The sequence below is a fragment of the Microbacterium sp. genome (assembly GCF_011620715.1).
GTDB lineage: Bacteria > Actinomycetota > Actinomycetes > Actinomycetales > Microbacteriaceae > Microbacterium.
The window spans coordinates 46,030-70,047 of the sequence record NZ_WOYP01000003.1 but is presented as its reverse complement, the minus strand read 5'-3'; the positions used below and the strand labels follow the sequence as shown (position 1 = coordinate 70,047).

At 69.4% G+C, this 24,018-nt stretch carries 23 protein-coding genes and 1 tRNA gene; 19 read left to right on the top strand and 5 right to left on the bottom strand.

The window, feature by feature from the left end:
- Positions 1-13: 13 nt before the first annotated feature.
- The 5 genes from rsmI (at position 14) to QZV84_RS00810 (ending at position 5,484) form a co-directional block, all read left to right on the top strand.
- On the top strand, positions 14-832 hold the full coding sequence (rsmI, locus tag QZV84_RS00830) for a 16S rRNA (cytidine(1402)-2'-O)-methyltransferase (RefSeq protein WP_292823892.1): 819 nt from the start codon (positions 14-16) through the stop codon (positions 830-832).
- Positions 833-924: 92 nt separating this feature from the next.
- Positions 925-2,496 carry a methionine--tRNA ligase gene (gene metG, locus QZV84_RS00825; protein WP_292823888.1) on the top strand — a complete coding sequence of 524 codons (1,572 nt, stop codon included), beginning with the start codon at positions 925-927 and terminating at the stop codon, positions 2,494-2,496.
- Positions 2,493-3,371, top strand: coding sequence for a TatD family hydrolase (locus QZV84_RS00820; protein WP_292823885.1), 879 nt, complete (start codon positions 2,493-2,495; stop codon positions 3,369-3,371). Before metG ends, QZV84_RS00820 begins: the two co-directional genes overlap by 4 nt.
- A gap of 186 nt (positions 3,372-3,557) precedes the next feature.
- On the top strand, positions 3,558-4,400 hold the full coding sequence (gene rsmA, locus QZV84_RS00815; RefSeq protein ID WP_292823882.1) for a 16S rRNA (adenine(1518)-N(6)/adenine(1519)-N(6))-dimethyltransferase RsmA: 843 nt from the start codon (positions 3,558-3,560) through the stop codon (positions 4,398-4,400).
- Positions 4,401-4,557: 157 nt separating this feature from the next.
- Positions 4,558-5,484, top strand: coding sequence for a phosphodiesterase (locus QZV84_RS00810; protein WP_292823879.1), 927 nt, complete (start codon positions 4,558-4,560; stop codon positions 5,482-5,484).
- On the opposite strand, the gene QZV84_RS00805 is transcribed toward QZV84_RS00810, so the two are convergent.
- Positions 5,429-7,012 (bottom strand): stealth conserved region 3 domain-containing protein, encoded by a 1,584-nt coding sequence (locus QZV84_RS00805; RefSeq protein WP_292823876.1) that lies wholly within the window; start codon positions 7,010-7,012, stop codon positions 5,429-5,431. The two genes, QZV84_RS00810 and QZV84_RS00805, sit on opposite strands and share 56 nt — an antisense overlap.
- A 147-nt stretch (positions 7,013-7,159) precedes the next feature.
- Between QZV84_RS00805 and mgrA the strand changes: the two genes are divergently transcribed.
- From mgrA to QZV84_RS00760, 9 genes are all read left to right on the top strand, one after another.
- Positions 7,160-8,227 (top strand): L-glyceraldehyde 3-phosphate reductase, encoded by a 1,068-nt coding sequence (gene mgrA / locus QZV84_RS00800; protein WP_292823873.1) that lies wholly within the window; start codon positions 7,160-7,162, stop codon positions 8,225-8,227.
- Complete coding sequence (locus QZV84_RS00795; protein ID WP_292823870.1) at positions 8,224-9,147, top strand: 4-(cytidine 5'-diphospho)-2-C-methyl-D-erythritol kinase; 924 nt, start codon at positions 8,224-8,226, stop codon at positions 9,145-9,147. Before mgrA ends, QZV84_RS00795 begins: the two co-directional genes overlap by 4 nt.
- 148 nt (positions 9,148-9,295) lie before the next feature.
- Positions 9,296-9,598, top strand: coding sequence for a DUF427 domain-containing protein (locus QZV84_RS00790; RefSeq protein ID WP_292823867.1), 303 nt, complete (start codon positions 9,296-9,298; stop codon positions 9,596-9,598).
- A gap of 13 nt (positions 9,599-9,611) precedes the next feature.
- Positions 9,612-10,448, top strand: a complete 837-nt coding sequence (locus QZV84_RS00785) for an ATP-binding cassette domain-containing protein (protein WP_292823864.1) — start codon at positions 9,612-9,614, stop codon at positions 10,446-10,448.
- On the top strand, positions 10,445-11,128 hold the full coding sequence (locus QZV84_RS00780; protein ID WP_292823861.1) for an ABC transporter permease: 684 nt from the start codon (positions 10,445-10,447) through the stop codon (positions 11,126-11,128). The genes QZV84_RS00785 and QZV84_RS00780 overlap by 4 nt, the downstream gene beginning before the upstream one ends.
- Complete coding sequence (locus QZV84_RS00775; RefSeq protein WP_292823858.1) at positions 11,125-11,859, top strand: ABC transporter permease; 735 nt, start codon at positions 11,125-11,127, stop codon at positions 11,857-11,859. The genes QZV84_RS00780 and QZV84_RS00775 overlap by 4 nt, the downstream gene beginning before the upstream one ends.
- Positions 11,860-11,890: 31 nt before the next feature.
- Positions 11,891-12,808 (top strand): ABC transporter substrate-binding protein, encoded by a 918-nt coding sequence (locus tag QZV84_RS00770; RefSeq protein WP_292823855.1) that lies wholly within the window; start codon positions 11,891-11,893, stop codon positions 12,806-12,808.
- Between the two features lie 214 nt (positions 12,809-13,022).
- Positions 13,023-13,160: a hypothetical protein gene (locus QZV84_RS00765; RefSeq protein ID WP_292823852.1), complete on the top strand. Its 138-nt coding sequence runs from the start codon at positions 13,023-13,025 to the stop codon at positions 13,158-13,160.
- A gap of 49 nt (positions 13,161-13,209) precedes the next feature.
- The gene (locus QZV84_RS00760) at positions 13,210-13,845 is read left to right on the top strand and encodes a phosphoribosyltransferase family protein (RefSeq protein ID WP_292823849.1); all 636 of its coding nucleotides are present in this window, start codon (positions 13,210-13,212) and stop codon (positions 13,843-13,845) included.
- Positions 13,846-13,923: 78 nt separating this feature from the next.
- On the opposite strand, the gene QZV84_RS00755 is transcribed toward QZV84_RS00760, so the two are convergent.
- From QZV84_RS00755 to QZV84_RS00740, 4 genes are all read right to left on the bottom strand, one after another.
- The gene (locus QZV84_RS00755) at positions 13,924-15,705 is read right to left on the bottom strand and encodes an ABC-F family ATP-binding cassette domain-containing protein (RefSeq protein ID WP_292823847.1); all 1,782 of its coding nucleotides are present in this window, start codon (positions 15,703-15,705) and stop codon (positions 13,924-13,926) included.
- 9 nt (positions 15,706-15,714) lie between these two features.
- Positions 15,715-15,960, bottom strand: coding sequence for a hypothetical protein (locus tag QZV84_RS00750; RefSeq protein WP_292823844.1), 246 nt, complete (start codon positions 15,958-15,960; stop codon positions 15,715-15,717).
- Positions 15,961-15,996: 36 nt separating this feature from the next.
- On the bottom strand, positions 15,997-17,448 hold the full coding sequence (locus QZV84_RS00745) for an SDR family NAD(P)-dependent oxidoreductase (RefSeq protein ID WP_292823910.1): 1,452 nt from the start codon (positions 17,446-17,448) through the stop codon (positions 15,997-15,999).
- A gap of 81 nt (positions 17,449-17,529) precedes the next feature.
- On the bottom strand, positions 17,530-18,027 hold the full coding sequence (locus tag QZV84_RS00740; protein WP_292823841.1) for a MarR family transcriptional regulator: 498 nt from the start codon (positions 18,025-18,027) through the stop codon (positions 17,530-17,532).
- 122 nt (positions 18,028-18,149) lie between these two features.
- On the opposite strand from QZV84_RS00740, the gene QZV84_RS00735 reads away from it, so the two are divergent.
- The 5 genes from QZV84_RS00735 (at position 18,150) to QZV84_RS00715 (ending at position 23,981) form a co-directional block, all read left to right on the top strand.
- Positions 18,150-18,221, top strand: a tRNA-Gln gene (locus QZV84_RS00735).
- A 1-nt stretch (position 18,222) separates the two neighbouring features.
- Complete coding sequence (gene glmU / locus QZV84_RS00730) at positions 18,223-19,695, top strand: bifunctional UDP-N-acetylglucosamine diphosphorylase/glucosamine-1-phosphate N-acetyltransferase GlmU (protein ID WP_292823838.1); 1,473 nt, start codon at positions 18,223-18,225, stop codon at positions 19,693-19,695.
- Positions 19,670-20,704 carry a ribose-phosphate diphosphokinase gene (locus QZV84_RS00725; RefSeq protein WP_292823835.1) on the top strand — a complete coding sequence of 345 codons (1,035 nt, stop codon included), beginning with the start codon at positions 19,670-19,672 and terminating at the stop codon, positions 20,702-20,704. The genes glmU and QZV84_RS00725 overlap by 26 nt, the downstream gene beginning before the upstream one ends.
- A 14-nt stretch (positions 20,705-20,718) precedes the next feature.
- The gene (locus tag QZV84_RS00720) at positions 20,719-23,424 is read left to right on the top strand and encodes an HAD-IC family P-type ATPase (protein ID WP_292823832.1); all 2,706 of its coding nucleotides are present in this window, start codon (positions 20,719-20,721) and stop codon (positions 23,422-23,424) included.
- Positions 23,425-23,498: 74 nt separating this feature from the next.
- The gene (locus tag QZV84_RS00715) at positions 23,499-23,981 is read left to right on the top strand and encodes an FMN-binding protein (RefSeq protein ID WP_292823829.1); all 483 of its coding nucleotides are present in this window, start codon (positions 23,499-23,501) and stop codon (positions 23,979-23,981) included.
- Positions 23,982-24,018 lie beyond the last annotated feature (37 nt).

Below are 24,018 nucleotides of genomic sequence, written 5' to 3'. Positions count from 1 at the left end.
CTAGGGTGGGAGGGTGATCATCCTCGCCGCGACCCCGATCGGCAATCTCGGTGACGCGTCCCGGCGGCTGGTCGAGGCGCTCGAGGCCGCAACGGTGATCGCGGCTGAAGACACCCGTACCACGCAGCGACTGCTCGCCGGGCTCGGCGTGGCGAATCGGCCGCGCCTGATCGCGATGCACGATCACAATGAGAAGGAGCGGGCTGTCGAACTGGTCGCCCTCGCCCGCCACGAAGATGTGCTCGTCCTCAGCGATGCGGGCATGCCGACGGTGAGCGATCCCGGGTACGGCCTGGTCGCGGCGGCCGCAGCCGCCGGAGTCGCGGTGACCGTGATTCCCGGCCCCAGCGCCGTCGTTGCCGCGCTCGCCGTCTCGGGCCTTCCGACCGACCGATTCGCCTTCGAGGGGTTCCTCCCGCGAAAGCCGGGAGAGCGCCGCGGGGTGCTGAGGTCATTGGCCGCCGAACGCAGGACGATGGTCTTCTTCGAGTCGCCCGCCCGGGTGGCGGCATCCCTCGCCGACATGGCGGGCGCGTTCGGCGCCGATCGACGGGTGGCGGTCTGCCGAGAGCTCACCAAGCTCTACGAGGAGGTCGTGCGCGGCACGGCCGCCGAGCTCGCCGACTGGGCGGCGGCCGGGGTGCGCGGCGAGATCGTCGTGGTGGTCGAGGGCGCGCCGGCGGCGCAGATCACCTTCCCCGACGCGGTGACGCAGGTGCTCGAGCTGGTGCGCGCGGGTACCCGGCTGAAGGATGCCGCGGGCGAAGTAGCCGCGCACACCGGCCACTCCTCGCGCGAGCTCTACCAGGCGGCGCTGGCCGTCAAGGGCTGAGAACTGTTACGCGGGGCGCTTCCGGGGGGGTCGCAGACCGGCCCCCGGTCACACGGCGGAGCCGCGGCATCCTGCGCAACTAGAATTCTCGGGTGAGAACCGGCGAATCCTTCTACATCACGACGCCGATCTACTATCCGAGTGACGTGCCCCACATCGGCCACGGCTACACGACGGTGGCGGTCGATGCCCTTGCGCGCTGGCACCGCCAGGCGGGCGATGACACCTGGATGCTGACCGGCACCGATGAGCACGGCCAGAAGATGCTGCGGGCCGCCGCGGCCAACGGCGCAACCCCTCAGGAGTGGGTCGACCGGCTCGTCAGCGAGGCCTGGTTCCCGTTGCTGAAGACCCTCGACATCGCGAACGACGACTTCATCCGCACGACGCAGCAGCGCCACGAGGAGCGCGTGCAGAAGTTCGTGCAGGCCATCTACGACCGTGGCTACATCTACGCGGGCGAATTCGAGGCCCTTTACTGCGTCGGGTGCGAGGAGTTCAAGACCGAATCCGAGATCGTCGACGGCACGGGTCCGTTCGAGGGCCTCAAGGTCTGCGCGATCCACTCGAAGCCCCTCGAGCTGCTTCGCGAGAAGAACTACTTCTTCAAGCTGAGCGAGTTCCAGGACAAGCTGCTCGACCTTTACAAGACCGACTTCGTCCGTCCAGAGTCGGCACGCAACGAGGTCGTCTCGTTCGTCAAGCAGGGCCTGAAGGACCTGTCGATCTCGCGGTCGACCTTCGACTGGGGCATCACGGTGCCGTGGGACGAGTCGCACGTGATCTACGTGTGGGTCGACGCCCTGCTCAACTACGCGACCGCGGTCGGCTACGGCGCGGAACCGGAGGAGTTCGCCCGCCGCTGGCCGGCGTACCACGTGGTGGGCAAGGACATCCTGCGCTTCCACGCGGTCATCTGGCCCGCGATGCTGATGGCGGCGGGCGTCGAGGTGCCGCGCGGTGTGTTCGCGCACGGCTGGCTTCTGGTCGGCGGCGAGAAGATGTCCAAGTCGAAGCTGACCGGCATCGCCCCGACCGAGATCACCGACGTGTTCGGCTCCGACGCATACCGGTTCTACTTCCTCTCGGCGATCGCGTTCGGGCAGGACGGCTCCTTCTCGTGGGAGGACCTCTCGGCGCGCTACCAGGCCGAGCTCGCCAACGGGTTCGGCAACCTGGCATCGCGGACGACGGCGATGATCGACCGCTACTTCGAGGGGATCGTGCCGCCCGCCGGCGAGTACACCGCGCCGGATCTGGCGATCCAGAAGACCGTCGCGGATGCCGCCACCGCGGCGGATGCGGCCATCGATCGGTTCCGCATCGACGAGGCGATCGCGGCGATCTGGACGATCGTCGACGCCCTGAACCTCTACATCACAGAGAACGAGCCGTGGGCGCTCGCGAAGGACGACTCCCGGCGCGGACGCCTCGGCACCGTGCTCTACACGGCCGCGGAGGGTCTGCGCGCGCTTGCGGTGCTGCTCTCGCCGGTGACCCCGATCGCGACCGAGAAGCTGTGGGTCGCGCTCGGCGCGGCCGACACGCTCGGCCGTCTTGTCGACCAGCCGATCCGCGAGGCAGGCCGCTGGGGCATCCTGCCCGCCGGAGCGTCGGTGGGCGCGCTCGCCCCGCTGTTCCCGCGCGTTGAGCAGAGCGTATGACGGACCCGAGCCGGTACGTCCGCGAGCGCCACAACGACGGCACGCGCGACGTGCGCCGGCCGCCCGCGCCCGAGCCGCTCGCTGTGCCGGTCTACGACAACCACGCGCACCTCGAGATCGCCGACGGCGATGAGCCGCTCACCCTCGACGAGCAGCTCGAACGAGCCGGCGCGGTCGGGGTGATCGGCGTCGTGCAGGCCGGCGGAGATGTCGATTCGAGTCGCTGGTCGGCATGGGCTGCGGCATCCCACCCCGGCGTCCTGGCGGCCGTGGCCATCCACCCGAACGAGGCGCCCTCCTACGAGGCGGCCGGCGAACTGGATGCCGCGATCGGCGTGATCGACGAACTCGCGGCGCAGCCCCGCGTGCGCGCGATCGGCGAGACCGGGCTCGATTTCTTCCGCACTGAAGCGGATGGGCTGCCCGCGCAGTTCCGCTCGTTCGAAGCGCACATCGACCTCGCGAAGCAGCACGACATCGCGATGCAGATCCATGACCGCGATGCGCACGACGCCGTCCTCGAGACACTCCAGCGGGTCGGCGCGCCCGATCGCACCGTGTTCCACTGCTTCTCGGGCGATGCCGCGATGGCGCGGATCGCGGCCGACGCGGGCTACTATCTGTCGTTCGCGGGCAACCTGACGTTCAAGAACGCGCAGAACCTCCGCGATGCGCTCGCCGTGACCCCGCGCGAGCGCATCCTCGTCGAGACCGACGCCCCGTTCCTCACGCCCATTCCGCACCGCGGGCAGCCCAACGCTCCCTACCTCGTGCCGCTGACCGTGCGCTTCATGGCCGCCGAGCTCGACGCCGACCTCGACGAGCTGTGCGCTCAGCTCGCTGCCAACACCCTCGAGGTCTACGGCGCGTTCTGAGGGCTCAGCGAGCTCTGCCGCTCGTGGCGATTCGATGCGAGCGCTGCAGTTACCTGCGAGTGCTGCGTCGCGCGACGGCGCGGTCGCCGGAATGTGCAGCTCTGAGCCCTGGCGTGGACCGCGCGACCCTGTCAAGACAAGCGCCGCCAAGACAAGCGCCGCGACGTGCCGCACTACAGTGAAGTCGTGCCCGTGACACTTCTCGGCGCGGCCGAGATCCGCGCGCTCGCCTCAGAACTCGACGTCACCCCGACCAAGAAGCTGGGGCAGAACTTCGTGGTCGACGCCAATTCCGTGCGCCGCATCGTGCAGGTTGCGCGCGTGCAGCCGGGGGAGCGGGTGGTCGAGGTCGGCCCCGGCCTGGGTTCGCTCACGCTGGCGATCCTCGAAACCGGCGCGTCGGTGACCGCCGTCGAGATCGATCACCGCCTGGCCGCCCGGCTCGCCGGGACGGCCGCAGCGCACGGCGTCGCCGCTGGAGCCCTCGAGGTCGTCGATGCCGACGCACTGCGCGTGACAGAGTTGCCGGGCGATCCGACGGTGCTCGTCGCGAACCTCCCGTACAACGTCTCGGTGCCCGTGATCCTGCATTTCCTCGAGACCTTCCCGGCGATAGAGCGGGGCGTCGTGATGGTGCAGGCCGAGGTCGGCGAGCGCCTGGCCGCAGCGCCGGGCTCGAAGGTCTACGGCGCGCCGAGCGTCAAAGCGGCCTGGTACGGACCGTGGCGGCTGGCCGGCAGGGTCTCGCGCCAGGTGTTCTGGCCCGTGCCCAACGTCGACAGCGTGCTGGTCGCGTTCACCCGCGATGGGCAGCTGCGGGGGAGCGAGGCCGAGCGCGTGCGCACCTTCCAGATCGTGGATGCCGCATTCCAGCAGCGCCGGAAGATGCTCCGCCAGGCGGTGTCGGGAGTGCTCGGCGGAACCGCGGCCTCGGCATCCGAGGTTCTGGAGCGCGCCGGCATCGCGCCGACGGCGCGCGGCGAAGAGCTCGGCGTCGAGGATTTCCTGCGGATTGCGCGCGCCTCGTAGGGCGTCGACACCGGATGTTCGCGCGTCGGTGTCACCGTGTTCACGAAGAATGCCTGTAGTTCACGAAACATGCCTGTAACATTTCCCTCGACCCGTCACACTGGCGGAGATGGCAGCCGAGTCGACAACTGTGCGGCGCCGACCGGGGGAGGGTCCCATGCGCACGGCCGAGCATCCAGCGCCGGAACGGGTGCTGCTGCATCTGAGCGACACCCACCTTCGTGCGGCCGGCTCGAAGCTGTTCGACCTCGTCGATGCGAGCGATCGCCTGGCTCGCGCACTCGCGGCGATCGAGGCATCCGGCATCAGCCCTGACGGCATCGTGTTCACCGGCGACCTCGTCGATCTCGGTGAGGGCGCGGCATACTCCGACCTCCGCGATCTCGTCGAGCCGTTCGCCGCACGCCTGAGCACCCGCGTGTTCTGGGTGATGGGCAACCACGACGACCGCGGGCAGTTCCGCGCCCGCCTGCTCGACGAAGCGCCCGGCTCCGACCCGCTGCCCGTCGACCGCGTCGACGAGCTCGACGGCCTGCGGCTCGTGACGCTCGATACCAGCGTCCCCGGTCACCACCACGGCGAGCTGCGTGACTCGCAGCTGGAATGGCTGGCCGGAGTCCTCGCGACTCCGGCGCCGCTGGGCACGATCCTCGCGATGCACCACCCGCCGGTTCCGAGCGTGCTCCCGCTCGCCGGAAGCGTCGAACTGCGCGACCAGGCGCGCCTCGCGCGGGTTCTGGGCGGCACCGATGTCCGCACGATCATCGCCGGCCACCTGCACTACTCGACCTTCGCCACGTTCGCCGGCATCCCCGTCTCGGTCGCCTCATCGACGTGCTACGCACAGGACCTCACGGTGCCGGTCGGCGGAACCCGACCGCAGGACGGCGCGCAGGCGTTCAACATGGTGCACGTCTACGACGCCACCGTCGTGCACTCCGTGGTGCCCGTCGAGGCGCCGAACACGCTCGAGCACATCGATGCGGAGGAAGCGCGGCGACGTCTGGTCGAAGCCGGAGTCCAGCCCGTCAGCCAGACACGGCGGATCGCTCCGACGACGGAGCCGATCCGCGTTCTGCACTGACCTCGGCGCGCTCCCACGGGCCGGGCACCGGGAACATTCGCTCGAGGATGTCGGTGACCGTGCGCACGCGCAGGTCTTCGGGCATCTCGCCGGCGCCGCCGTCGTTCAGGCAGAACATGTCGACGTCGCGCCGCCGCGCGAGCCGCTCCATGCCGGCCAGCGACGCTGCCAGGGTCGTCTGCACGTAGCGCACACGCGGGCGCGTGGTGGCGATCGCCCGACCCGTGAACTGCGCGTAGTAGTGGTACAGGCTGTTGGTCACCGAGATGTCGGTGGCTGAGCGGAAGCGCGATGCGGCGGTGCGGGCGAAGTCCTGGGGGAACGCCTGTTCGAGCTCGTCCATGACGCTGCGGCGCAGCGGGGTGGCGCAGTGCTCGAGATCTCGCGTGATCGTGCGGCCGAACCGCTCGCTCAGGAGCGCGCGGTTCACCCGCAGCGCATTGTCGTGACCGCTGCGGTGCGCCGCGGATCCCCCCGAACCGATGCGGACGCCGCACTCGACGAAACGCGAGATCCCCGCGGGAGAGAAGAAGAGCTCGGGCTCGACGGGGCGACCGAAGAACATGTCGTCGTTCGAGTACAGGAAGTGCTCGGCCAGACCCTCGATGCGGTGCAGCTGCGCCTCGACGGCGTGAGAGTTGTGGATCGGCAGCGCGGAGGTGTCGCTGAAGAACTCCTCGCTGCGCACGATGGTCACCTTGGGGTGATCGAGCAGCCAGGCCGGCGTGGGGGAGTCGGTGGCGATGAAGATGCGGCGCACCCACGGTGCGTACATGTGCACGCTGCGCAGGGCGTATCGCAGTTCGTCCACGTGCCGGTAGCGCGCGGGCCCGTCATCGCCTTCGCCCACGACGTACTCCGCCATCTGCGCGGCGCGCTGCCGCTGGAAGTGGGTAGACGAGCCGTCGACCCACGAGAAGACCATGTCGACGTCTTCGGTGAACTCGGCCGGGTGCACGTCGAACATGCCTGAAATCGTGCGCCAGCGGCGTCCGTAGCGCTCGACGTCGGTGAAGTCGATATCGGATGCCGGTGTGAGGCGGCGCGTGATCGCATTGTCGTGCGGAGCCTCGACGAACTCCTCGCCGAAGCGCCAGAACTCGACCCGGATGCCGATCTCGTGGTTGTAGCGCAGTTCGCCGCTGCACGAGATCCGCGGACGGTACACGCGGATGGCGGCAGGCGCGGCCGAAGGTTCGTCGATCTCGGCAGCCAGGATCGTCGCGCGCGCTTTGCGCTTGATGTACAGCGGCTCAGAAAGCTCGCGCAGCGCGGCGACCGCGGCTGCGGCATCCGCCGTATCCACGACGATGGCGGGCAGCCGTACATCGTGACGAACGAGCAGGATGCGAACGCCTGCCGCTTCGAGCGTGCTCGCGGTCAGCAGCAGGTCTTCGGTGCGCGCGTCGTCGGGCGTGGTGCGCTCGTGCCGGAGGCGCAGAACACCCTGGTCGAGGACGATGTCGTCCCGTTCGAGAAGTGCGGTCCAGCTGCGGTGGTGGACGGGCAGTGCGGAAAGCGTCGCCATAGAATCCCCTCGAAGACAGAGGGCAAGCCTATGCGCTGCGCGTTTCGGCCAGATTTCGCGGCCGGACCATTGACTTCAGGTGCCCGATGTGCGCCACCACCGGCGACCCCCGTACCCTCGGTCCGCGGCCCGGGCTAGGCTCGGATCGTGACCGATGCACCCCGATTCCGCCCCGATGTCAAGGAACTCCACCGGCCGTATTCGGCGGCCGCGGACCGCTACGCGGCCGCCGAATACCGCCAGGTCGGGGCTTCCGGCCTTTATCTGCCGCCCATCTCGCTGGGCTTGTGGTGGAACTTCGGAGACAACATCCCGTTCGACAACCAGCGCGCGGTGCTGCGCCACGCGTTCGACATCGGGATCACCCACTTCGATCTCGCCAACAACTACGGCCCGCCGTATGGCACGGCCGAGACCAACTTCGGTCGCATGATGCGAGAGGACTTCGCCCCGTATCGCGACGAGCTGATCCTCTCGTCGAAGGCCGGCTACGACATGTGGCCTGGCCCGTACGGCGATCTCGGCTCGCGAAAGCACATCCTCGCCAGCGCTGAGCAGTCGCTCGCGCGCATGAGCGTCGACTACGTCGACATCTTCTACTCGCATCGCGTCGACCCGGCCACGCCGATCGAGGAGACCATCGGTGCACTCGACACTCTCGTGCGTCAGGGCAAGGCGCTGTATGTGGGCATCTCGTCGTACAGCGCCGAGCGTACCGCCGTCGCGGCGGCGGTTGCGCGGAGCCTGGGCACCCCGCTGGTGATCCACCAGCCCGCATACTCCATTCTCAACCGCTGGGTCGAGGACGGCCTGACCGGGGTGCTCAAGCAGGAGGGCATGGGGGCGATCGCCTTCACGCCGCTCGCGCAGGGACTCCTCACCGGCAAGTACCTCGCAGACGGCTCCGCCGACCGGGCGCAGAAGCGCTCGTCGCTTCCGCAGAAGCCGCTGCCCGAAAGCGGCCTCTCGGCGCTGCGCAGCCTGAACGTGATCGCCCAGAAGCGCGGCCAGACGCTCGCGCAGATGGCCATCCAGTGGGTGCTGCGCGACCCGGTGGTCACCTCGGCGCTGATCGGAGCCTCGCGGCCCGAGCAGCTCGACGAGAACGTGGCGGCGCTGTCCGGTCCCGCGTTCGACACCGAGGAGCTCGAGCAGATCGACGCGCTGTCCGGCCGTCTGGATGTCGACCTCTGGGCGGAGTCGGCGCAGCGGTGAGTCACGCCGTCGTCGATGGTCGCGTCCACGTGCGGGCGCCGGGCAAGCTGAACCTCTTCTTCGAGGTGGGCGATGCCCAGGACGACGGATACCACGAGGTCGCGTCCGCATATCAGGCGGTCTCGCTCTATGAGGACCTGTGGGCAGAGGGGGCCGACGAGTTCACGGTGTCGATCTCGGGCAGCGTCGATGTGTCCGGGGTTCCGGCCGATGATCGCAATCTGGCCCTGCGGGCCGCGCGGCTCGTCGCCCAGAGGATCGGGCACACCGGCGGAGCGCATCTCGAGATCGTCAAGCATGTGCCGGTGGCCGGCGGCATGGGAGGCGGGTCGGCGGATGCCGCAGCCGCGCTCGTCGCGTGCGACGCGCTCTGGGGGGCAGACCTCGGCAGTGCCCAGCTGCACCAGCTGGCGGCACGCCTGGGCGCGGACGTGCCGTTCTCGCTGATGGGCGGCACCGCGATCGGCACCGGCCGCGGCGATCAGCTGAGCCCCGCGCTGGCCAAGGGCCGCTTCGACTGGGTCGTGGTGCCGTCGGAGGCGGGCCTGTCCACGCCCGAGGTCTACGCGCACCTGGACGCCCTGCGCACCCGGCCCGACATCGTCTCGGCCACGCGGGCGCCCGCTGTCGATCCCGGCGTGCTGCAGGCCCTGCGCGCCGGCGATCCGGTCGTGCTGGCCGAGCATGTGCGCAACGACCTGCAGGCCGCGGCACTCTCGCTGCGCCCCGTGCTCAGAGAGGCCCTCGAGCTCGGCGACCGGGCCGGCGCCCTCGCCGGCATGGTCTCGGGGTCGGGGCCGACCCTCGCCTTCCTGGCCGGTGATCCGGAGTCTGCGCTGGAGCTGCAGGTCGTGCTTTCCGCGGCCGGCTACGAGGCCCTGCACGTGCACGGACCGGTTCACGGAGCCCGCGTCCTCTGAGCGTCGCGGCCGCGCGTGGCGTTCATCTCGGCGCAGTGAAACGATTTCGGCCATTCGGGTCCAGCGTCTGCGGGGTTCGCTACGCTCGAAAGGCGGCCGTCGTGCTGCCATCTGATCCGGCGCCGAGAGCGCCGCCACGGGAGGAAACATGAAGGCGCATCTGAACGGCACGGTCATCGCCGAAGCCGACGAGAAGGACCTGATCCGCATCGAGGGAAACTGGTACTTCCCGCCCGCCGGCGTGAACAGCGAGCTGCTGCAGCCGAGCCCCACGCCGTATACCTGCGTCTGGAAGGGCGAGTGCCAGTATTTCTCGGTCCTCTCGGAGGGCGGACTGCTCGCGGACCGGGCCTGGACGTACAACTCCCCCTATCCGACCGCGATCGAACGGGTCGGAAAGGACTTCACGGGATACGTCGCGTTCTGGAAGGAAGTCCAGGTCGAGCCCTGATCAAGGACACAGCGTGATCGAGTTCACGGGCGTCACCAAGGAGTTCCCCGACGGCACGCGCGCCGTCGAGGAGTTCAACCTCATCATCCCGTCCCGCAAGACCACGGTGCTGGTCGGGTCATCGGGATGCGGCAAGACGACGCTGCTGCGCATGATCAACCGCATGGTCGAGCCGACCCGCGGCGAGATCGAGATCGACGCAGAGAGCATCCTGACGAGGGATGCCGTGAAGCTGCGTCGCAGCATCGGCTATGTGATGCAGAACTCGGGGCTCATGCCGCACTTCACCGTGGTTGACAACGTCGCCACGGTGCCGGTGCTCAGCGGCGTGACCAAGCGCAAGGCCCGCGAGCAGGCGCTCGCCCTTCTCGACACGGTCGGGCTCGATCGCTCCCTCGCCAAGCGTTACCCGAGCCAGCTCTCGGGCGGTCAGCAGCAGCGCGTGGGCGTTGCTCGCGGCCTCGCGGCCGACCCCAACATCCTGCTCATGGACGAGCCGTTCGGGGCGGTCGACCCGATCGTGCGCGCCGACCTGCAGCAGGAGCTCATCCGCCTGCAGCGCGAACTCGGCAAGACCGTCGTGTTCGTGACCCACGACGTCGACGAGGCGTTTCTGCTCGGCGATCAGGTCGTGATCCTGCAGAAGGGTGCGCAGATCGCCCAGGTCGGATCCCCGAGCGAGATCATCGAGAACCCGGCCGACGACTTCGTCGCGAGCTTCATCGGCGTCGATCGGGGCACCCGGGCCCTGACGATCAAGAAGACGGACCGCGGCACGGTGGTGGTCGACAGCGAGGGGCGCACGCAGGGCGCGATCGTGGGGGAGACATCGCCGGAGTCAGCACGGTGAACTGGGTCGCAGGCAACCTCGACCTGATCTGGGAGCTGACGGTGGTGCACCTGCGGCAGTCGGTGATCGCCGTCATCCTCGGCTTCGCGCTCTCGCTGCCGCTGGGCTGGCTGGCCTGGCGTTATCGGGGCGCGCGCGGCGGCATCCTGACCGTGACAGGCCTGCTGTACACGATCCCGTCGCTCGCGCTGCTCATGATCATCCCGGTGATCCTCGGGACTGCGCCGTTCAACGAGATCAATCTGATCGTGGCCCTGACGATCTACGCGATCGCGCTGATGACGCGCTCCGTCACCGATGGGCTCGGTTCGGTCGACCCGGCTGTGCGGCTCTCTGCGACCGCGATGGGGTACGGCGCCGGACGACGGTTCTGGGCGGTGGAGTTCCCGCTGGCGGGTCCCGTCATCCTGGCCGGCCTGCGGGTCACGGCCGTGAGCACGATCGCGCTTGCCACGGTGGGGGCGCTGATCGGAGTCACCAACCTTGGCTACCTGTTCACGAACGGCTCACAGCGGCGCATCATCCCCGAGGTGCTCGCGGGCATCATCGCCGTGGTGATGATCGCGCTCGTGGTCGACGGGCTGCTGATCGCGGCGGGCCGGGCCCTGATGCCGTGGTCGCGCGCTCAGCGGCGCCGTGCACGTCGGGGCACGCTGCCGCTGGAGGTGAGCGTCGCATGAACCTCATCGGCGAAGCGATCGCCTGGATCTTCTCGGGCAACCCGGGCGCCGGCCTTGCGCCCATCCCGGTCGCGCTCGCGCAGCACCTGTGGTTCACGTTCGTCTCGGTGCTCGTCGCGGCGCTGATCGCCGTGCCGCTGGGCTGGCTCATCGGGCACACCGGCAAGGGACGCGACGTCGCCGTCGCGATCTCGGGCGCCGCTCGGGCGATCCCGTCTTTCGGGCTCCTGATCTTCCTCTTCCTGCTGCTCGGCGTTCTGCGGACCACCGAGGCGGCCATCATCACGTTCGTGCTCCTCGCGATCCCGTCGATCCTCGCGGGCGCCTATACGGGCTTCGAGGCGATCGACCGCAAGGTCATCGACGCCGCCCGGGCGATGGGCATGACCGAGTGGCAGATCCTGTGGCGCGTCGAGGTGCCGCTCGGCCTGTCTCTGCTGATCGCCGGACTGCGCTCGGCCACGCTGCAGGTCGTCGCAACCGTCACGATCGCCGCGTTCATCAACCTCGGCGGCCTCGGGCAGTACATCCTGGCGGGCATCCCGCTGCGCCGCTTCGACATCGTCCTGGGCGGCGCGCTGCTCGTGGCGGCACTAGCCCTCGTGCTGGACGGCATCTTCGCCCTGCTGCAGCGCGCGGCTGTTCCCGCAGGTATCCGCGCGGCGCATTCCCACCACTCCGTACCCCAGAGATCGGCAACCGCTCGCACAGCGGCTGTCGGCGCCTCCTGAATCCGAAAACACCACAACCAGAGGAAGATTCATGTTCACAGCACACAAGACCCGATTCGCGTTCGCCGCGGCCATTCTCACCGGCGTCACGCTCGTGGCCGCCGGCTGCGCCTCGAGTGACCCGCTCGCCCCCGAGACCGACGCCCCGGCCGCCGGCGGCGAGACGATCGTCATCGGCTCGCAGGCGTATTACTCGAACGAGATCATCGCCGAGATCTATGCACAGGCCCTCGAGAACGGCGGCTTCGAAGTGTCTCGCGATGCCTTCAACTCGGGCCAGCGCGATGCGTACATCCCCGCGCTCGAGGCGGGGGACATCACCCTGTTCCCGGAGTACTCCGGGAACCTGCTGCAGTTCTTCGACCCCGAGACGACCGCGCGCACCTCGGACGAGGTCTTCGCGGCTCTGCCGGACGCGTTGCCGGAGGGCCTGAGCGTGCTCGATCAGGCCAGCGCGACCGATCAGGATTCGTACACCGTGACCAAGGCGTTCGCCGACGAGAACTCGCTCGTCACGATCGGCGACCTCGCGGACGTCAGCACACCGCTCACCCTGGGCGGAGCGCCCGAGCTCGCCGAGCGCCCGTACGGCCCGACCGGCCTGCTCGACACCTACGGCGTGACCGTCGCGTTCTCGCCGACGGCAGACACCACGCTCGATGCTCTGCTGGCCGGCACCATCCAGGTCGCGAACATCTACACGGCCGACCCGAGCATCCAGACGAAGGACCTCGTCGTGCTCGAGGACCCGGAGGGCCTGTTCCTGGCCTCGAACGTCGTGCCGGTCGTCAGCGGCGAGCTGCCCGACGGCGCGGCCGAGATCATCAACGCGATCAGCGCGGCTCTGACGCCGGAGGGCCTGGTCGCGCTCAATGTGCAGAGCACGGTCGATCAGGAGTCCACGCCCGACATCGCGAAGGCGTGGCTGACCGAGAACGGTCTGATCTGACCCGCACCATCTCATCGCGAGGCTGCAACGGATCGTTCGTTGCAGTCTCGCGGTATGTGAACGCGTCGAACGTGACCGTCGTCGCAAGTGCGAAGCCCCTCGGTCCCCAGAAGATGCTCGGCCGCAAGCGCGGGACCTTCGACCCTAGCGGAACCTACGAGGGGGCAGGACTGTGGTCATGTGCACTCTCTGCACCCCGGGGAAAGGATCGATCATGACACGAAGCATCGTACGATCCGACGCGTTCGCCGACCTGGATGCGCTTCGCCGGGATCTGGGGCTGCTGAAGGTCACCGTTCCGCTTACGCGGTCCGCGACGCCACCGAAGATCGCGATCGGCACCGAGGGCTGAGCGGCCACCGGCTCTCACGGCGACCACCGGGTGAAGGACGCGCACGAGCATGTTCGAGGACCGGGAAGACGCGGGTCGCCGCCTTGGCCGCCATCTCGTGCAACTGGGCGTCACGGCTTCCGTCGTGCTGGGGCTTCCCCGCGGTGGCGTACCGGTGGCCGCCGAGGTCGCTACCGCGCTCGGCCTGCCCTTGGACGTCGTCGTGGTGCGCAAGCTGGGTCTGCCCTTCCAGCCGGAGGTGGCGATGGGATCGATCGGCGAAGGCGGCATCCGCATCATCGATGCCGACCTCGTGCGCAGAGCCGGTGTGACGCTCACCCAAGTGAGCGCCGTCGAGCGACGTGAGCGTGAGGTGCTCGAGCGGCGCGCGGCGACACTCCGGGGTGACCGGCCGCGACGCGACCTCACCGGGAAGACTGTGCTGATCGTCGATGACGGCATCGCAACCGGTGCGACCGCTTCGGCCGCGTGCCTGGTCGCGCGCAGCCTCGGCGCGGAGCGCGTCATCGTCGCGGCTCCCGTCGGCGGCCGCGATGCCGCGAACGTGGTCGAGGGAGCCGATCGAGTGATCTGCCTCGAGCAGCCGCTGGGATTCCAGGCGGTGGGCGACTCATACTGGAGCTTCGCGCAGACGACGGATGCCGACGTCATGCGGCTGCTCGAGAAAGCGGCGGCACGATCATGATCGGCCGCGATCGACGATCTGCCCAGCGAGTTCTGAGCGTGGCGGTGCGTGAAGGGTCAGTGGGCGGTGCGTGAAGGGTCAGTGCCCGAGTGACTCGCCGACCTCGAGCCAGCGCTCCTCGAGTGCCGCGAGGTCGACCTCGAGCGTGTGCAGCTCGGCGTTCAGCCTGCCGATGCCGACGTAGTCCGACTGGTCGTGGGCGGCCAGGTCGTCGTGCGCGGCCGTGATGCGCTTCGCGATCTTGGCGAGCTGCCGCTCGATCGCGCTGAACTCCTTCTCGACGCTGCGGCGATCCGCACCGGTGAGCCCTTCGACGGCGGATGCCGCCACCCCTGACCCCGCGCCGGCCGCGTCCCGTGCAGCGGCGCGTCGGCGCAGGTACTCGTCCACACCGCCCGGCAGGTGCCGCAGCCCGCCGCTCTCGATCGCGTACTGCTGGTCGGTCACGCGCTCGATGAGGTACCGGTCGTGCGAGACGACCAACAGGGTGCCCGGCCACGAGTCGAGCAGGTCTTCGAGCGCGGCGAGCATGTCGGTGTCGAGGTCGTTGGAGGGCTCGTCGAGGATCAGCACGTTCGGCTCGCCGAGGAGCACCAGCAGCAACTGCAGCCGGCGCTTCTGCCCGCCGGACAGATCGCGCACCGGCGTCGACAGCTCCGACGAGCGGAACCCGAGCCGCTCGAGCAGCTGGGTCGGGCTGAGCTCCTTGCCGCCGGAGACGTACGAGGTCTTCTGCAGTGCGAGGACGTCGCGCACGCGCTCGTCGGCGTACTGGTCCAGCTCGGTGAGGCGCTGGCTGAGCACCGCGACCTGCACGGTCTTGCCGCGCTTGACGCGGCCCGACGTCGGCTGCACTGCGCCCGACACCAGGCCGAGCAGCGTCGACTTGCCGACGCCGTTGGGTCCCAGGATGCCGGTGCGCTCGCCCGGTGCGATGCGCCACTCGACGTCTTTCAGCACCGGTCCGCCGCCGTAGTCGACCCCGGCGTCGAGCAGGTCGACGACGTCCTTGCCCAGCCGCGCGGTGGCGAGCTTGGCGAGTTCGACGTTGTCGCGCGGCGGCGGCTCGTCCTCGATGAGCTGAGTGGCGGCCTCGATCCGGAACTTCGGCTTGGCGGTGCGCGCGGGCGCTCCGCGGCGCAGCCACGCGAGCTCCTTGCGCAGGATGTTGCGGCGCTTGGTCTCGGCGAGATTCGACTGGCGCTGCCGCTCGACCCGCTGCAGGACGTAGGCCGCATACCCGCCTTCGAAGGGGTCGACCGCGCCGTCGTGGACCTCCCACATGCGCGTGCAGACCGCATCGAGGAACCACCGGTCGTGCGTCACGAGCAGCAGTCCGCCGGAGTTTCGCGCCCACCGCTGTGCCAGGTGGCCTGCGAGCCAGGCGATGCCCTCCACGTCGAGGTGGTTCGTGGGCTCGTCGAGGGCGACCACCTCCCACTCGCCGACCAGCAGCCGGGCGAGCCCGACGCGGCGGCGCTGGCCGCCCGAAAGCGACGAGACGACGGTGTCCAGGGGCACATCGCGCAGCAGACCGTCGAGCACATCGCGCACCCGTGCATCCCCGAGCCACTCGTGCTCGGGCCGCTCGCCGACGATCGCGTGGCGGACGGTCTCGTCATCGGGCAGGTCGTCGTCCTGGGCGAGCATCCCGACCCGCACTCCGCCGCGCAGGGTGACGCGGCCACCGTCGGGCTGCAGACGTCCGGTGAGCACTTTCATGAGCGTGGACTTGCCATCGCCGTTGCGTCCCACGATGCCGATCCGGTCGCCGCCGTCGACGCCGACCGTGACGTCTTCGAGCACGACTTTCGCGGGGAATTCGACGCGCAGATGCTCTCCGCCGAGGAGGTGGGCCATCCGTCCAGCCTAGGCCCGGGGGATCGGGCGGCCTGTCCGCGGGGGCGGAGGAGGCGGCACCTGCTTCGCCGCGATCACCGTCGCCAGCACCACGGTGTCGAGTCCGCGCTTCGTCTCGATCACCACGTGCTCGTCATCCCGCGATCGGAGATACCCCAGCGCGTCGGTCGCCTGACCTGTCTCCAGCAGGTACCGGGCCACCACCCGCGCGCCGATCGGCGCTGCACGCAGGAACTCCGCCGGCGCGCTATTCACTGGGGCTCCGCCCCAGACCCCCGGCTCGCTTGCGCGTCACCAGCTGCCGACCGAATAGTCCTTCAGGAACACACCGAACACGTCCTCGCCGGCCTCGCCCCGCACGATCGGGTCGTACACGCGCGCCGCGCCGTCGACCAGGTCCAACGGAGCGTGAAAGCCCTCCTCGGCCAGCCGCACCTTGGTGGGGTGTGGGCGCTCGTCGGTGATCCAGCCGGTGTCGACGCTCGTCATCAGGATGCCGTCGGTCTCGAACATCTCCCGCGCGCTCGTGCGGGTCAGCATGTTCACGGCGGCCTTGGCCATGTTCGTGTGCGGGTGGCCGGGACCCTTGTAGCCTCGGCCGAACACGCCCTCCATGGCGCTGACGTTGACGACGTACTTCCGTCGGGCGGGGCTCGCGGCCATCGACGGGCGCAGCAGCGAGACGAGCAGGAACGGTGCGGTGGTGTTCGCCAGCTGCACCTCGAGCATCTCGAGCGGATCGACCTGCTGCACGTGCTGGGTCCACGAGTTCGAGTCGTGCAGGTCGGGCACGAGGCCTCCGGCGTCGATCGCCGTGCCGGCCGAGAGCCGGTCCAGCGAGCTGGACCCGGCCGCCATCGCCTGCTCGGTGAGCTCGTCCGCGCGCGCGGCGGCTGCGGCCAGGATGGGGTGCGCGCTCACCGACTGAGCCAGGGCGAGCGGGTGCGGGTCGTTGGTGTGGCCGAAGGTCTTCAGCTCGGGGAGCGGGCCGTCGGGCAGCGGCGCGAGCTCGGCATCGACCAGGGGCTGGTACGCCCCGGGAGATCGGCGGACGGTCTGCGTCGCGTTGTTGATCAGGATCTCCAGCGGCCCCTGGGCGGCGACCGAGTCGGCCAGCGCGATGACTTGCGCGGGATCGCGCAGGTCGATGCCCACAACGCGCAGCCGGTCGATCCACTCGTGCGAGTCGGGCAGGCTCGTGAAGCGGCGTACCGCATCGCGCGGGAAGCGCGTCGTGATCGTGGTGTGCGCGCCGTCGCGCAGCAGGCGCAGCGCGATGTACATGCCGATCTTGGCGCGGCCGCCGGTCAGCAGTGCGCGCTTGCCGGTGAGGTCGGTGCGCGCCTCGCGCTTCGCGTGGCTCAGCGCCGCGCATCTCGGGCAGAGCTGGTGGTAGAACGCGTCCACGTGCGTGTACGGCTGCTTGCAGATGTAGCACGGCCGTGCCTTCAGGAGCGTGCCGGCCGTCGGTGCGGCCGCTCGCGTCTGGAGCGGGATGCCGCGCGTCTCGTCGTCGATGCGGTCGGGCGCCCCGGTCGCGGTTGCGGCGATCACCGAGCGGTCGGCATCCGCGATCTGCGCGCGCCTGTGCAGGCGGCGCTCCTTCTTGGCCGACTTGAACATGCTCGCCGTCGCGCGCCGGACGGTTCTGTAGTCCGGGTGCTCGGGGTCGACCTCATGCAGCTGGGCGAGCACTCTCAGGGTGATCTCGAGCTCGGTCGGGTCGATCCCGCTCGGATCCATCTCAGGAAGGTCGGCGGCGGATTCGGCGGAGGGCACACGGAATTCTACGCCGGAAGACCCGGGCAGCGCGTCGGCGGGAGTTCAGGCGTCGAAGCCGAGGCTGAGCTTGCGCAGCAGGCCGGCCAGCCGCTCGCGATCGGCGCGCGAGAGGGTGTCCAGCAGCTGGGCCTCGGCATCCACGAGGCGGGTGATCGCGGCGTCAACCCGCGTGCGGCCATCGCCGGTGAGGGTGACCAGAATGCTGCGCCCGTCGGCAGGGTCGGCCTCGCGGCGCGCGAGCCGGCGCCCGACGAGCCGGTCGATGCGGTTGGTCATCGTTCCGCTCGAGACGAGCGTCTGCTGCAGCAGGGCTTTCGGGCTCAATTGAAACGGCTCGCCGGCACGACGCAGCGCCGACAGCACGTCCCACTCCCACGGCTCGAGGTCGCTGCGGCGGAAGGCGTCGCGACGCGCGCGGTCGAGATGACGTGAGAGCCGGTCGACGCGGGAGAGCACCTCGAGGGGTGAGAAGTCGAGATCGGGTCGCTGCGCGATCCACGCTTCGACGATCCGATCGACCTCGTCCGACTCGTGCGCCATGAGCCCATTATCGCGTTCGCCTCCTCGCCTCCGGTTTCGCGGGCGTCACGGTGGACAGCGTCGCCCGAGCGGCCGTCTGGCAGACTTGACAGGCGGCCGTTCCCAGCGCGGCGGGGTCGCGGTCCGCCGTGGTGTAATGGCAGCACGACAGCCTTTGGAGCTGTGAGGTCTAGGTTCGAATCCTGGCGGCGGAGCATGTCTGAGAACACCACCGAACCGCAGCTCGCCGTCATCATCCTGGCGGCCGGTCAGGGAACACGGATGAAGTCCACGCTCCCCAAGGTGCTGCATTCGATCGGCGGGCGGCCTCTGCTCGGACACGTCCTCGCCACTGCACGCGGCCTGCAGCCCGAGAGCGTGCTCGTGGTCGTGCGGCACGAGCGCGACCTCGTCGTCGCAACGGTGCTGGACGATGCCCCCGATGTGGTCGTTGTCGACCAGGACGAGGTGCCCGGCACCGGTCGCGCCGTCGAGATGGCGATCGCGCAGCTGCCCGACTTCACCGGCGATGTGCTGGTGCTCAGCGGCGATGTGCCCCTGCTCGAAGACGAGACCCTGACCCGCCTGATCCACACGCACCGCGAGAGCGGTGCCGCCGCGACCGTGCTGAGCGCGGTCGTCGGCGACGCGACCGGCTACGGCCGGGTCATCCGCGATCCGGCGGGCGGCGTGGAGCGGATCGTCGAGCAGAAGGATGCCACCGGCGACGAGGCATCCGTCACCGAGATCAACGCGGGAGTCTACGTCTTCCAGTCCGCGCCCCTGCGGGCCCACATCTCCCTGGTCGGCACGGCCAACGCGCAGGGCGAGCGCTACCTCACCGACGTCGTCGCCCTGATGCGCGACTCGCAGCTCACGGTCGGCATCTCGCAGGCACCGGATGCGGCGGCCGTGCTGGGTGTGAATGACCGGGTTCAGCTCTCGGAGGCGGCGCGCACGCTCAATGCGCGCACCGTGCGCCGCTGGCAGCTCGAGGGGGCGTCGATCCTCGACCCGGCGTCCACCTGGATCGATGTGACCGCGAGCCTCGCAGTCGATGTCACGGTGCTTCCCAACACGCACATCCTGCGAGCCACGACGATCGCCGAAGGAGCCACGGTCGGCCCCGACACCAGCCTGGTCGACTGCGAGGTCGGCAGCAACGCCACCGTGCGCCGGGCGGACGCGACACTCGCGGTGATCGGCGCCGGTGCGACCGTCGGTCCCTTCGCCTACCTGCGTCCGGGAACGTATCTCGGCGACGGCGGAAAGATCGGCACGTTCGTCGAGACGAAGAACGCGACGATCGGCGAGCGCAGCAAGGTCCCGCACCTCTCGTACATCGGCGACACGACGATCGGCAGGGGAGTCAACCTCGGCGCCGGGGCCATCACGGCCAACTACGATGACATCGCCAAGCACCGCACCGAGATCGGCGACCACGTGCACACCGGGTCCCACAACGTCTTCGTGGCGCCGGTTAGGATCGGGGAAGGCGCGAAGACCGGGGCCGGAGCGGTGATCCGCAAGGATGTGCCCGCCGGTGCTCTGGCGCTCAGCGTGGCTCCTCAGCGCAACGTCGAGGGGTGGGTCGAGACGAACCGACCGGGCACCGCTGCGGCTGACGCTGCGGCGAGATCCCGGTCCGCACAGAAGGCGGACGATGGCGCGCAAGAGCAAGACGGTTGATCTCGACCGCGAGAACGACATCGCCCCCGGTCTCGTAGCCAAGACCAAGAAGCGGCTCGTCGTCGCTGGCGGCCGTTCGCACCCTGCGCTGTCGGCGGAGGTAGCCGAGGCCATCGGCACCGAGCTCGTGCCGACCGAGTACCGCACCTTCGCCTCCGGCGAGATCCTCACCCGGTTCGAGGTGTCGATCCGCGGCTGCGACTTCTTCCTCATCCAGAGCTTCGGGCCGCCGGTGAACGAATGGCTGATGGAGACGCTGATCATGCTCGATGCGGCCAAGCGGGCCTCCGCGAAGCGCATCACGGTCGTGGCGCCGTACTACCCGTACTCACGCCAGGACAAGAAGAGCCGCGGGCGCGAGCCGATCAGCGCCCGGCTGGTCGCCGACCTGCTCAAGACCGCAGGTGCCGACCGCATCATGAGCGTCGATCTGCACGCCGCGCAGATCCAGGGCTTCTTCGACGGACCCGTCGATCATCTGTTCGCCAAGCCGGTGCTGCTGGAGTACTTCGAGCGCACCCTGACCGGCGATGACCGCGCCAAGCTGACGGTCGTCTCGCCCGATACCGGCCGCGTGCGCGTGGCTGACACATGGTCCGACAGCCTCGGCGCTCCGCTCGCGATCATCCACAAGCGCCGTGATCCGAACGTCGCGAACGAGGTGACGGTCAACGAGATCGTCGGTGAGGTCGACGGCCGGGTGTGCCTGCTGGTCGACGACATGATCGACACCGGCGGCACGATCGTCAAGGCCGCCGAAGCGCTGAAGAAGAGCGGCGCGGAGCGCGTGATCGTGGCGGCCACCCACGCGATCTTCAGCGATCCCGCCGCTGAGCGCCTGCAGTCCGAGGCGATCGACGAGGTCGTGGTCACCGACACCGTGCCGATCCCTCCCGGGAAACGCTTCGCGTCGCTCACGGTCCTGCCGATCGCGCCCCTGCTCGCCCGGGCGATCCACGAGGTCTTCGAGGACGGGTCGGTCACGAGCATGTTCGACGGCGCCGCGTAGCCGGGCATACCGCCATGACCGCACCCGCGGACGAGGCATCCCTCTCCGTCGACCGTCCGTTCGCGGTGGGCGTTCCCGCGGTCGAGACCGCGCTGAAGACCGACATCGGCGGGATCTCCTCGACCGAGGCCGCTGTCCGCCTGGCAGCAGTGGGGCCGAATGTCCTCCCCGCGCCGCCCCGCAAGCCGGCGGTCCTGCGATTCCTGGCGCACTTCAACGACACCCTCATCTACATCCTCCTGGGCGCCGGCGCTGTCAAGGCGATCATGGGCGACTGGCTGGACTTCTGGGTCATCATGGCGGTCGCGGTGATCAATGCGCTCATCGGCTTCGTTCAGGAGGGGCGCGCAGAGACGGCGCTCGCCGGCATCCGCGGAATGCTGTCGGTGGATGCGAGCGTGCGTCGCGACGGCGGATGGACGACGGTTCCCGCAGCCGGCCTGGTGCCCGGCGACGTCATCCGGCTCGTGCCCGGCGACAAGGTCCCCGCCGATGTCCGCCTGTTCCAGGCGTTCCAGCTCCGCATCGACGAATCGGCGCTCACCGGCGAGTCGGTGCCGTCCTCGAAGGACTCCGACCCGGTTCCCGCCGACGCGGGAGTGGGCGACCGCGCCTCGATGGGCTTCTCGGGCACCATCGTCTCGGCAGGACAGGGGCGCGGTATCGTCACCGCCACAGGCGCCTCGACCGAGCTCGGCAGGATCCAGGCGCTCGTCGGCGACGCTGGAGCCCTGGCGACGCCGCTCACGAAGCAGCTCGACGACTTCGGCAGGAAGCTCACGCTGCTCATCCTCGGCATGGCCGTGCTCATGCTCGCGATCGGGCGCTTTGCGCACGGGATGCCGTTCGCCGACCTCATCTCGGCGACGATCGGATTCGCAGTGGCGGCGATCCCGGAGGGGCTGCCCGCACTGGTCACGATCACCCTCGCGATCGGCGTGCAGCAGATGGCCCGCCGCAACGCGATCACCCGCAAGCTGGCGGCGGTCGAAGCCCTCGGTTCGGTGACCACGGTGTGCTCCGACAAGACCGGCACGCTGACCAGGAACGAGATGACCGTGCGGCGCATCGTCACGCCGGTCGGCGCGTATGACGTGACGGGTCAGGGCTACCAGCCCGACGGTGAGATCATCGCCGAGGGCGGGCGTGCGGGCGGAGCCGATCTCGCCGCGATCCTGTCGGTGGCGACGCTCTGCAACGACGCGCACATCGTGCAGCAGGACGATGTGTGGACCTTGGTGGGTGAGCCCACGGAGGGTGCGCTCAAGGTCGCCGCGGTCAAGGGCGGTGTCCGCTCGGACGGCGCCCGTCGCGTCGGCATCGTGCCGTTCGACTCGGCGAACAAGCTCATGGCGACGCTCAACGAAGCAGCCGACGGCTCGCGTGCGATCCTCGTGAAGGGGGCGCCCGACCGGCTGCTGGAGCGATCGACCGCCCAGCGCGGTGCGGCCGGCCGCGAAGCGCTCGATATCGTGCGCTGGGAGGCGGTGATCTCCGACCTGAGCGGAGAGGGCCTGCGCGTGCTCGCGGCCGCACGCCTGCCGGTGGCCTCATCCCGTGACGAGATCGAACTGGATGACCTCACGGGCCTGGAGTTCCTCGGGGTGTGGGGCATTCTCGATCCACCCCGACCCGAGGCGATCGAGGCGATCGCGGATTGCCGCACCGCCGGCATCCGCGTGAAGATGATCACGGGTGACCACGCCGGCACGGCGCTCGCGATCAGTCGCGAGATGGGACTCGTGCACGACGCCGACGCGCGCGTGCTCACCGGCGCGGAGCTCGAGGAGATGACCCAGGAGCAGCTCAAGGCCGTCGTGCGTGACGTCGATGTGTACGCGCGGACGAGCCCCGAGCACAAGATCCGCATCGTGCGCGCGCTGCAGTCGCACGGCGAAGTGGTCGCGATGACCGGTGACGGCGTGAACGACGCGCCCGCGCTCACTCGCGCGGACGTCGGGATCGCGATGGGCATCAAGGGCACCGAGGCGACGAAGGAAGCCGCCGAGATCGTCCTCGCCGACGACAACTTCGCGACGATCCGCGGCGCGATCCGCGAGGGACGCCGCATCTACGACAACATCCGCAAGTCGGTCGTGTTCCTGCTGCCCACCAACGGTGCCCAGGCGCTCGTGATCCTCGTGGCCGTGGTGTTCGGCCTCGCCCTGCCGCTGACACCCGTGCAGGTGCTGTGGGTGAACATGGTCACGGCCCTCACGCTCTCGCTCGCACTCGCGTACGAGCCCGCCGAGAGGGGCATCATGAGCCGGCCGCCGCGGGCGGTCGGCGGATCGATCGTCTCGGCCCGCGAGCTCGGCTTCGTGCTTCTCGTGTCGCTGCTGATCGGCGGGGCGACGCTCGGGGTCTTCTACGGCGCCGGAGCCACGGGAGTGGACGTCGCCTACGCTCGCACCGAGGCGGTGGCGATGCTCGCGCTCGGTCAGCTCGCCTACCTGTTCAACTGCCGCTTCCTGAGCCGCTCGAGCCTCACTGTCGATGTGCTGCGGGGCAACCCGGCCGTGTGGTGGTCGGTCGGGGCGCTGCTGGCGCTGCAGCTCATCTACACCTACGTGCCGCTGATGAACGACCTGTTCGGCTCGCGCCCCCTCGCGATCTGGTCGTGGGGCCCGCCGATCGTGCTGTCGATCGTCATCTTCCTCACGGTCGAAGCACTCAAGGCCGTGCGCCGCCGCGGCGAGGCATTCGCGGGGTCTTCATAGCCCGGACGGGCTCGGCGCGCCGAAGGTCCTCGTATTAGCGTGGGAGCATCTGAGGCACTGCAGAGGGAGGACCCATGATCCGAACCGTCGCCGTACCCCGTACCGTGCGCATCGGCGTCGCCGCGCTCGGTGTCGCGGGTGCGTTCGCCCTGGCAGGATGCACCGCAGCCGACGCCGGGCGAGGAGGCATCGACACCGATTCCGACACCGGCCCGTCCGCGGCCTCCGACGCGGGCGCGACCGGTTCCTCCGGCGACGGCTCGTACACCGATGGCACCTACACTGCGGAAGGGTCGTACGCGACGCCCGAATCGGTGGAGACGATCATCGTGACCGTCACGCTGGAGGGCGATGAGATCACCGACGTCGAGGTCACCGGTGATCCGCAGAAGAGCGAGTCGGCGCAGTACCAGGGTCAGTTCATCGGCGGCGTCGCCGACGAGGTCGTCGGGCAGGACATCGACGAGATCGCGGTGAGCCGCGTCGCCGGGTCCTCCCTCACGAGCGGCGGTTTCAACCAGGCGATCGAGGCGATCAAGTCCGAGGCCGCCGCGTAGCGCGGATCCTGTGCGCGCCTCACCCGAAGCCGACCCG

Excerpts from the sequence above, each read along its gene's own strand:
- QZV84_RS00715 (WP_292823829.1), top strand. The coding sequence starts at position 23,499 with ATGATCCGAACCGTCGCCGTACCCCGTACCGTGCGCATCGGCGTCGCC.
- QZV84_RS00745 (WP_292823910.1), bottom strand. The coding sequence starts at position 17,448 with ATGGATCCGAGCGGGATCGACCCGACCGAGCTCGAGATCACCCTGAGA.
- QZV84_RS00760 (WP_292823849.1), top strand. The coding sequence starts at position 13,210 with ATGTTCGAGGACCGGGAAGACGCGGGTCGCCGCCTTGGCCGCCATCTC.
- QZV84_RS00720 (WP_292823832.1), top strand. The coding sequence starts at position 20,719 with ATGACCGCACCCGCGGACGAGGCATCCCTCTCCGTCGACCGTCCGTTC.
- glmU (WP_292823838.1), top strand. The coding sequence starts at position 18,223 with ATGTCTGAGAACACCACCGAACCGCAGCTCGCCGTCATCATCCTGGCG.
- QZV84_RS00725 (WP_292823835.1), top strand. The coding sequence starts at position 19,670 with ATGGCGCGCAAGAGCAAGACGGTTGATCTCGACCGCGAGAACGACATC.
- QZV84_RS00820 (WP_292823885.1), top strand. The coding sequence starts at position 2,493 with ATGACGGACCCGAGCCGGTACGTCCGCGAGCGCCACAACGACGGCACG.
- QZV84_RS00775 (WP_292823858.1), top strand. The coding sequence starts at position 11,125 with ATGAACCTCATCGGCGAAGCGATCGCCTGGATCTTCTCGGGCAACCCG.
- QZV84_RS00755 (WP_292823847.1), bottom strand. The coding sequence starts at position 15,705 with ATGGCCCACCTCCTCGGCGGAGAGCATCTGCGCGTCGAATTCCCCGCG.
- QZV84_RS00810 (WP_292823879.1), top strand. The coding sequence starts at position 4,558 with ATGCGCACGGCCGAGCATCCAGCGCCGGAACGGGTGCTGCTGCATCTG.
- QZV84_RS00805 (WP_292823876.1), bottom strand. The coding sequence starts at position 7,012 with ATGGCGACGCTTTCCGCACTGCCCGTCCACCACCGCAGCTGGACCGCA.
- QZV84_RS00790 (WP_292823867.1), top strand. The coding sequence starts at position 9,296 with ATGAAGGCGCATCTGAACGGCACGGTCATCGCCGAAGCCGACGAGAAG.
- QZV84_RS00740 (WP_292823841.1), bottom strand. The coding sequence starts at position 18,027 with ATGGCGCACGAGTCGGACGAGGTCGATCGGATCGTCGAAGCGTGGATC.
- QZV84_RS00770 (WP_292823855.1), top strand. The coding sequence starts at position 11,891 with ATGTTCACAGCACACAAGACCCGATTCGCGTTCGCCGCGGCCATTCTC.
- QZV84_RS00765 (WP_292823852.1), top strand. The coding sequence starts at position 13,023 with ATGACACGAAGCATCGTACGATCCGACGCGTTCGCCGACCTGGATGCG.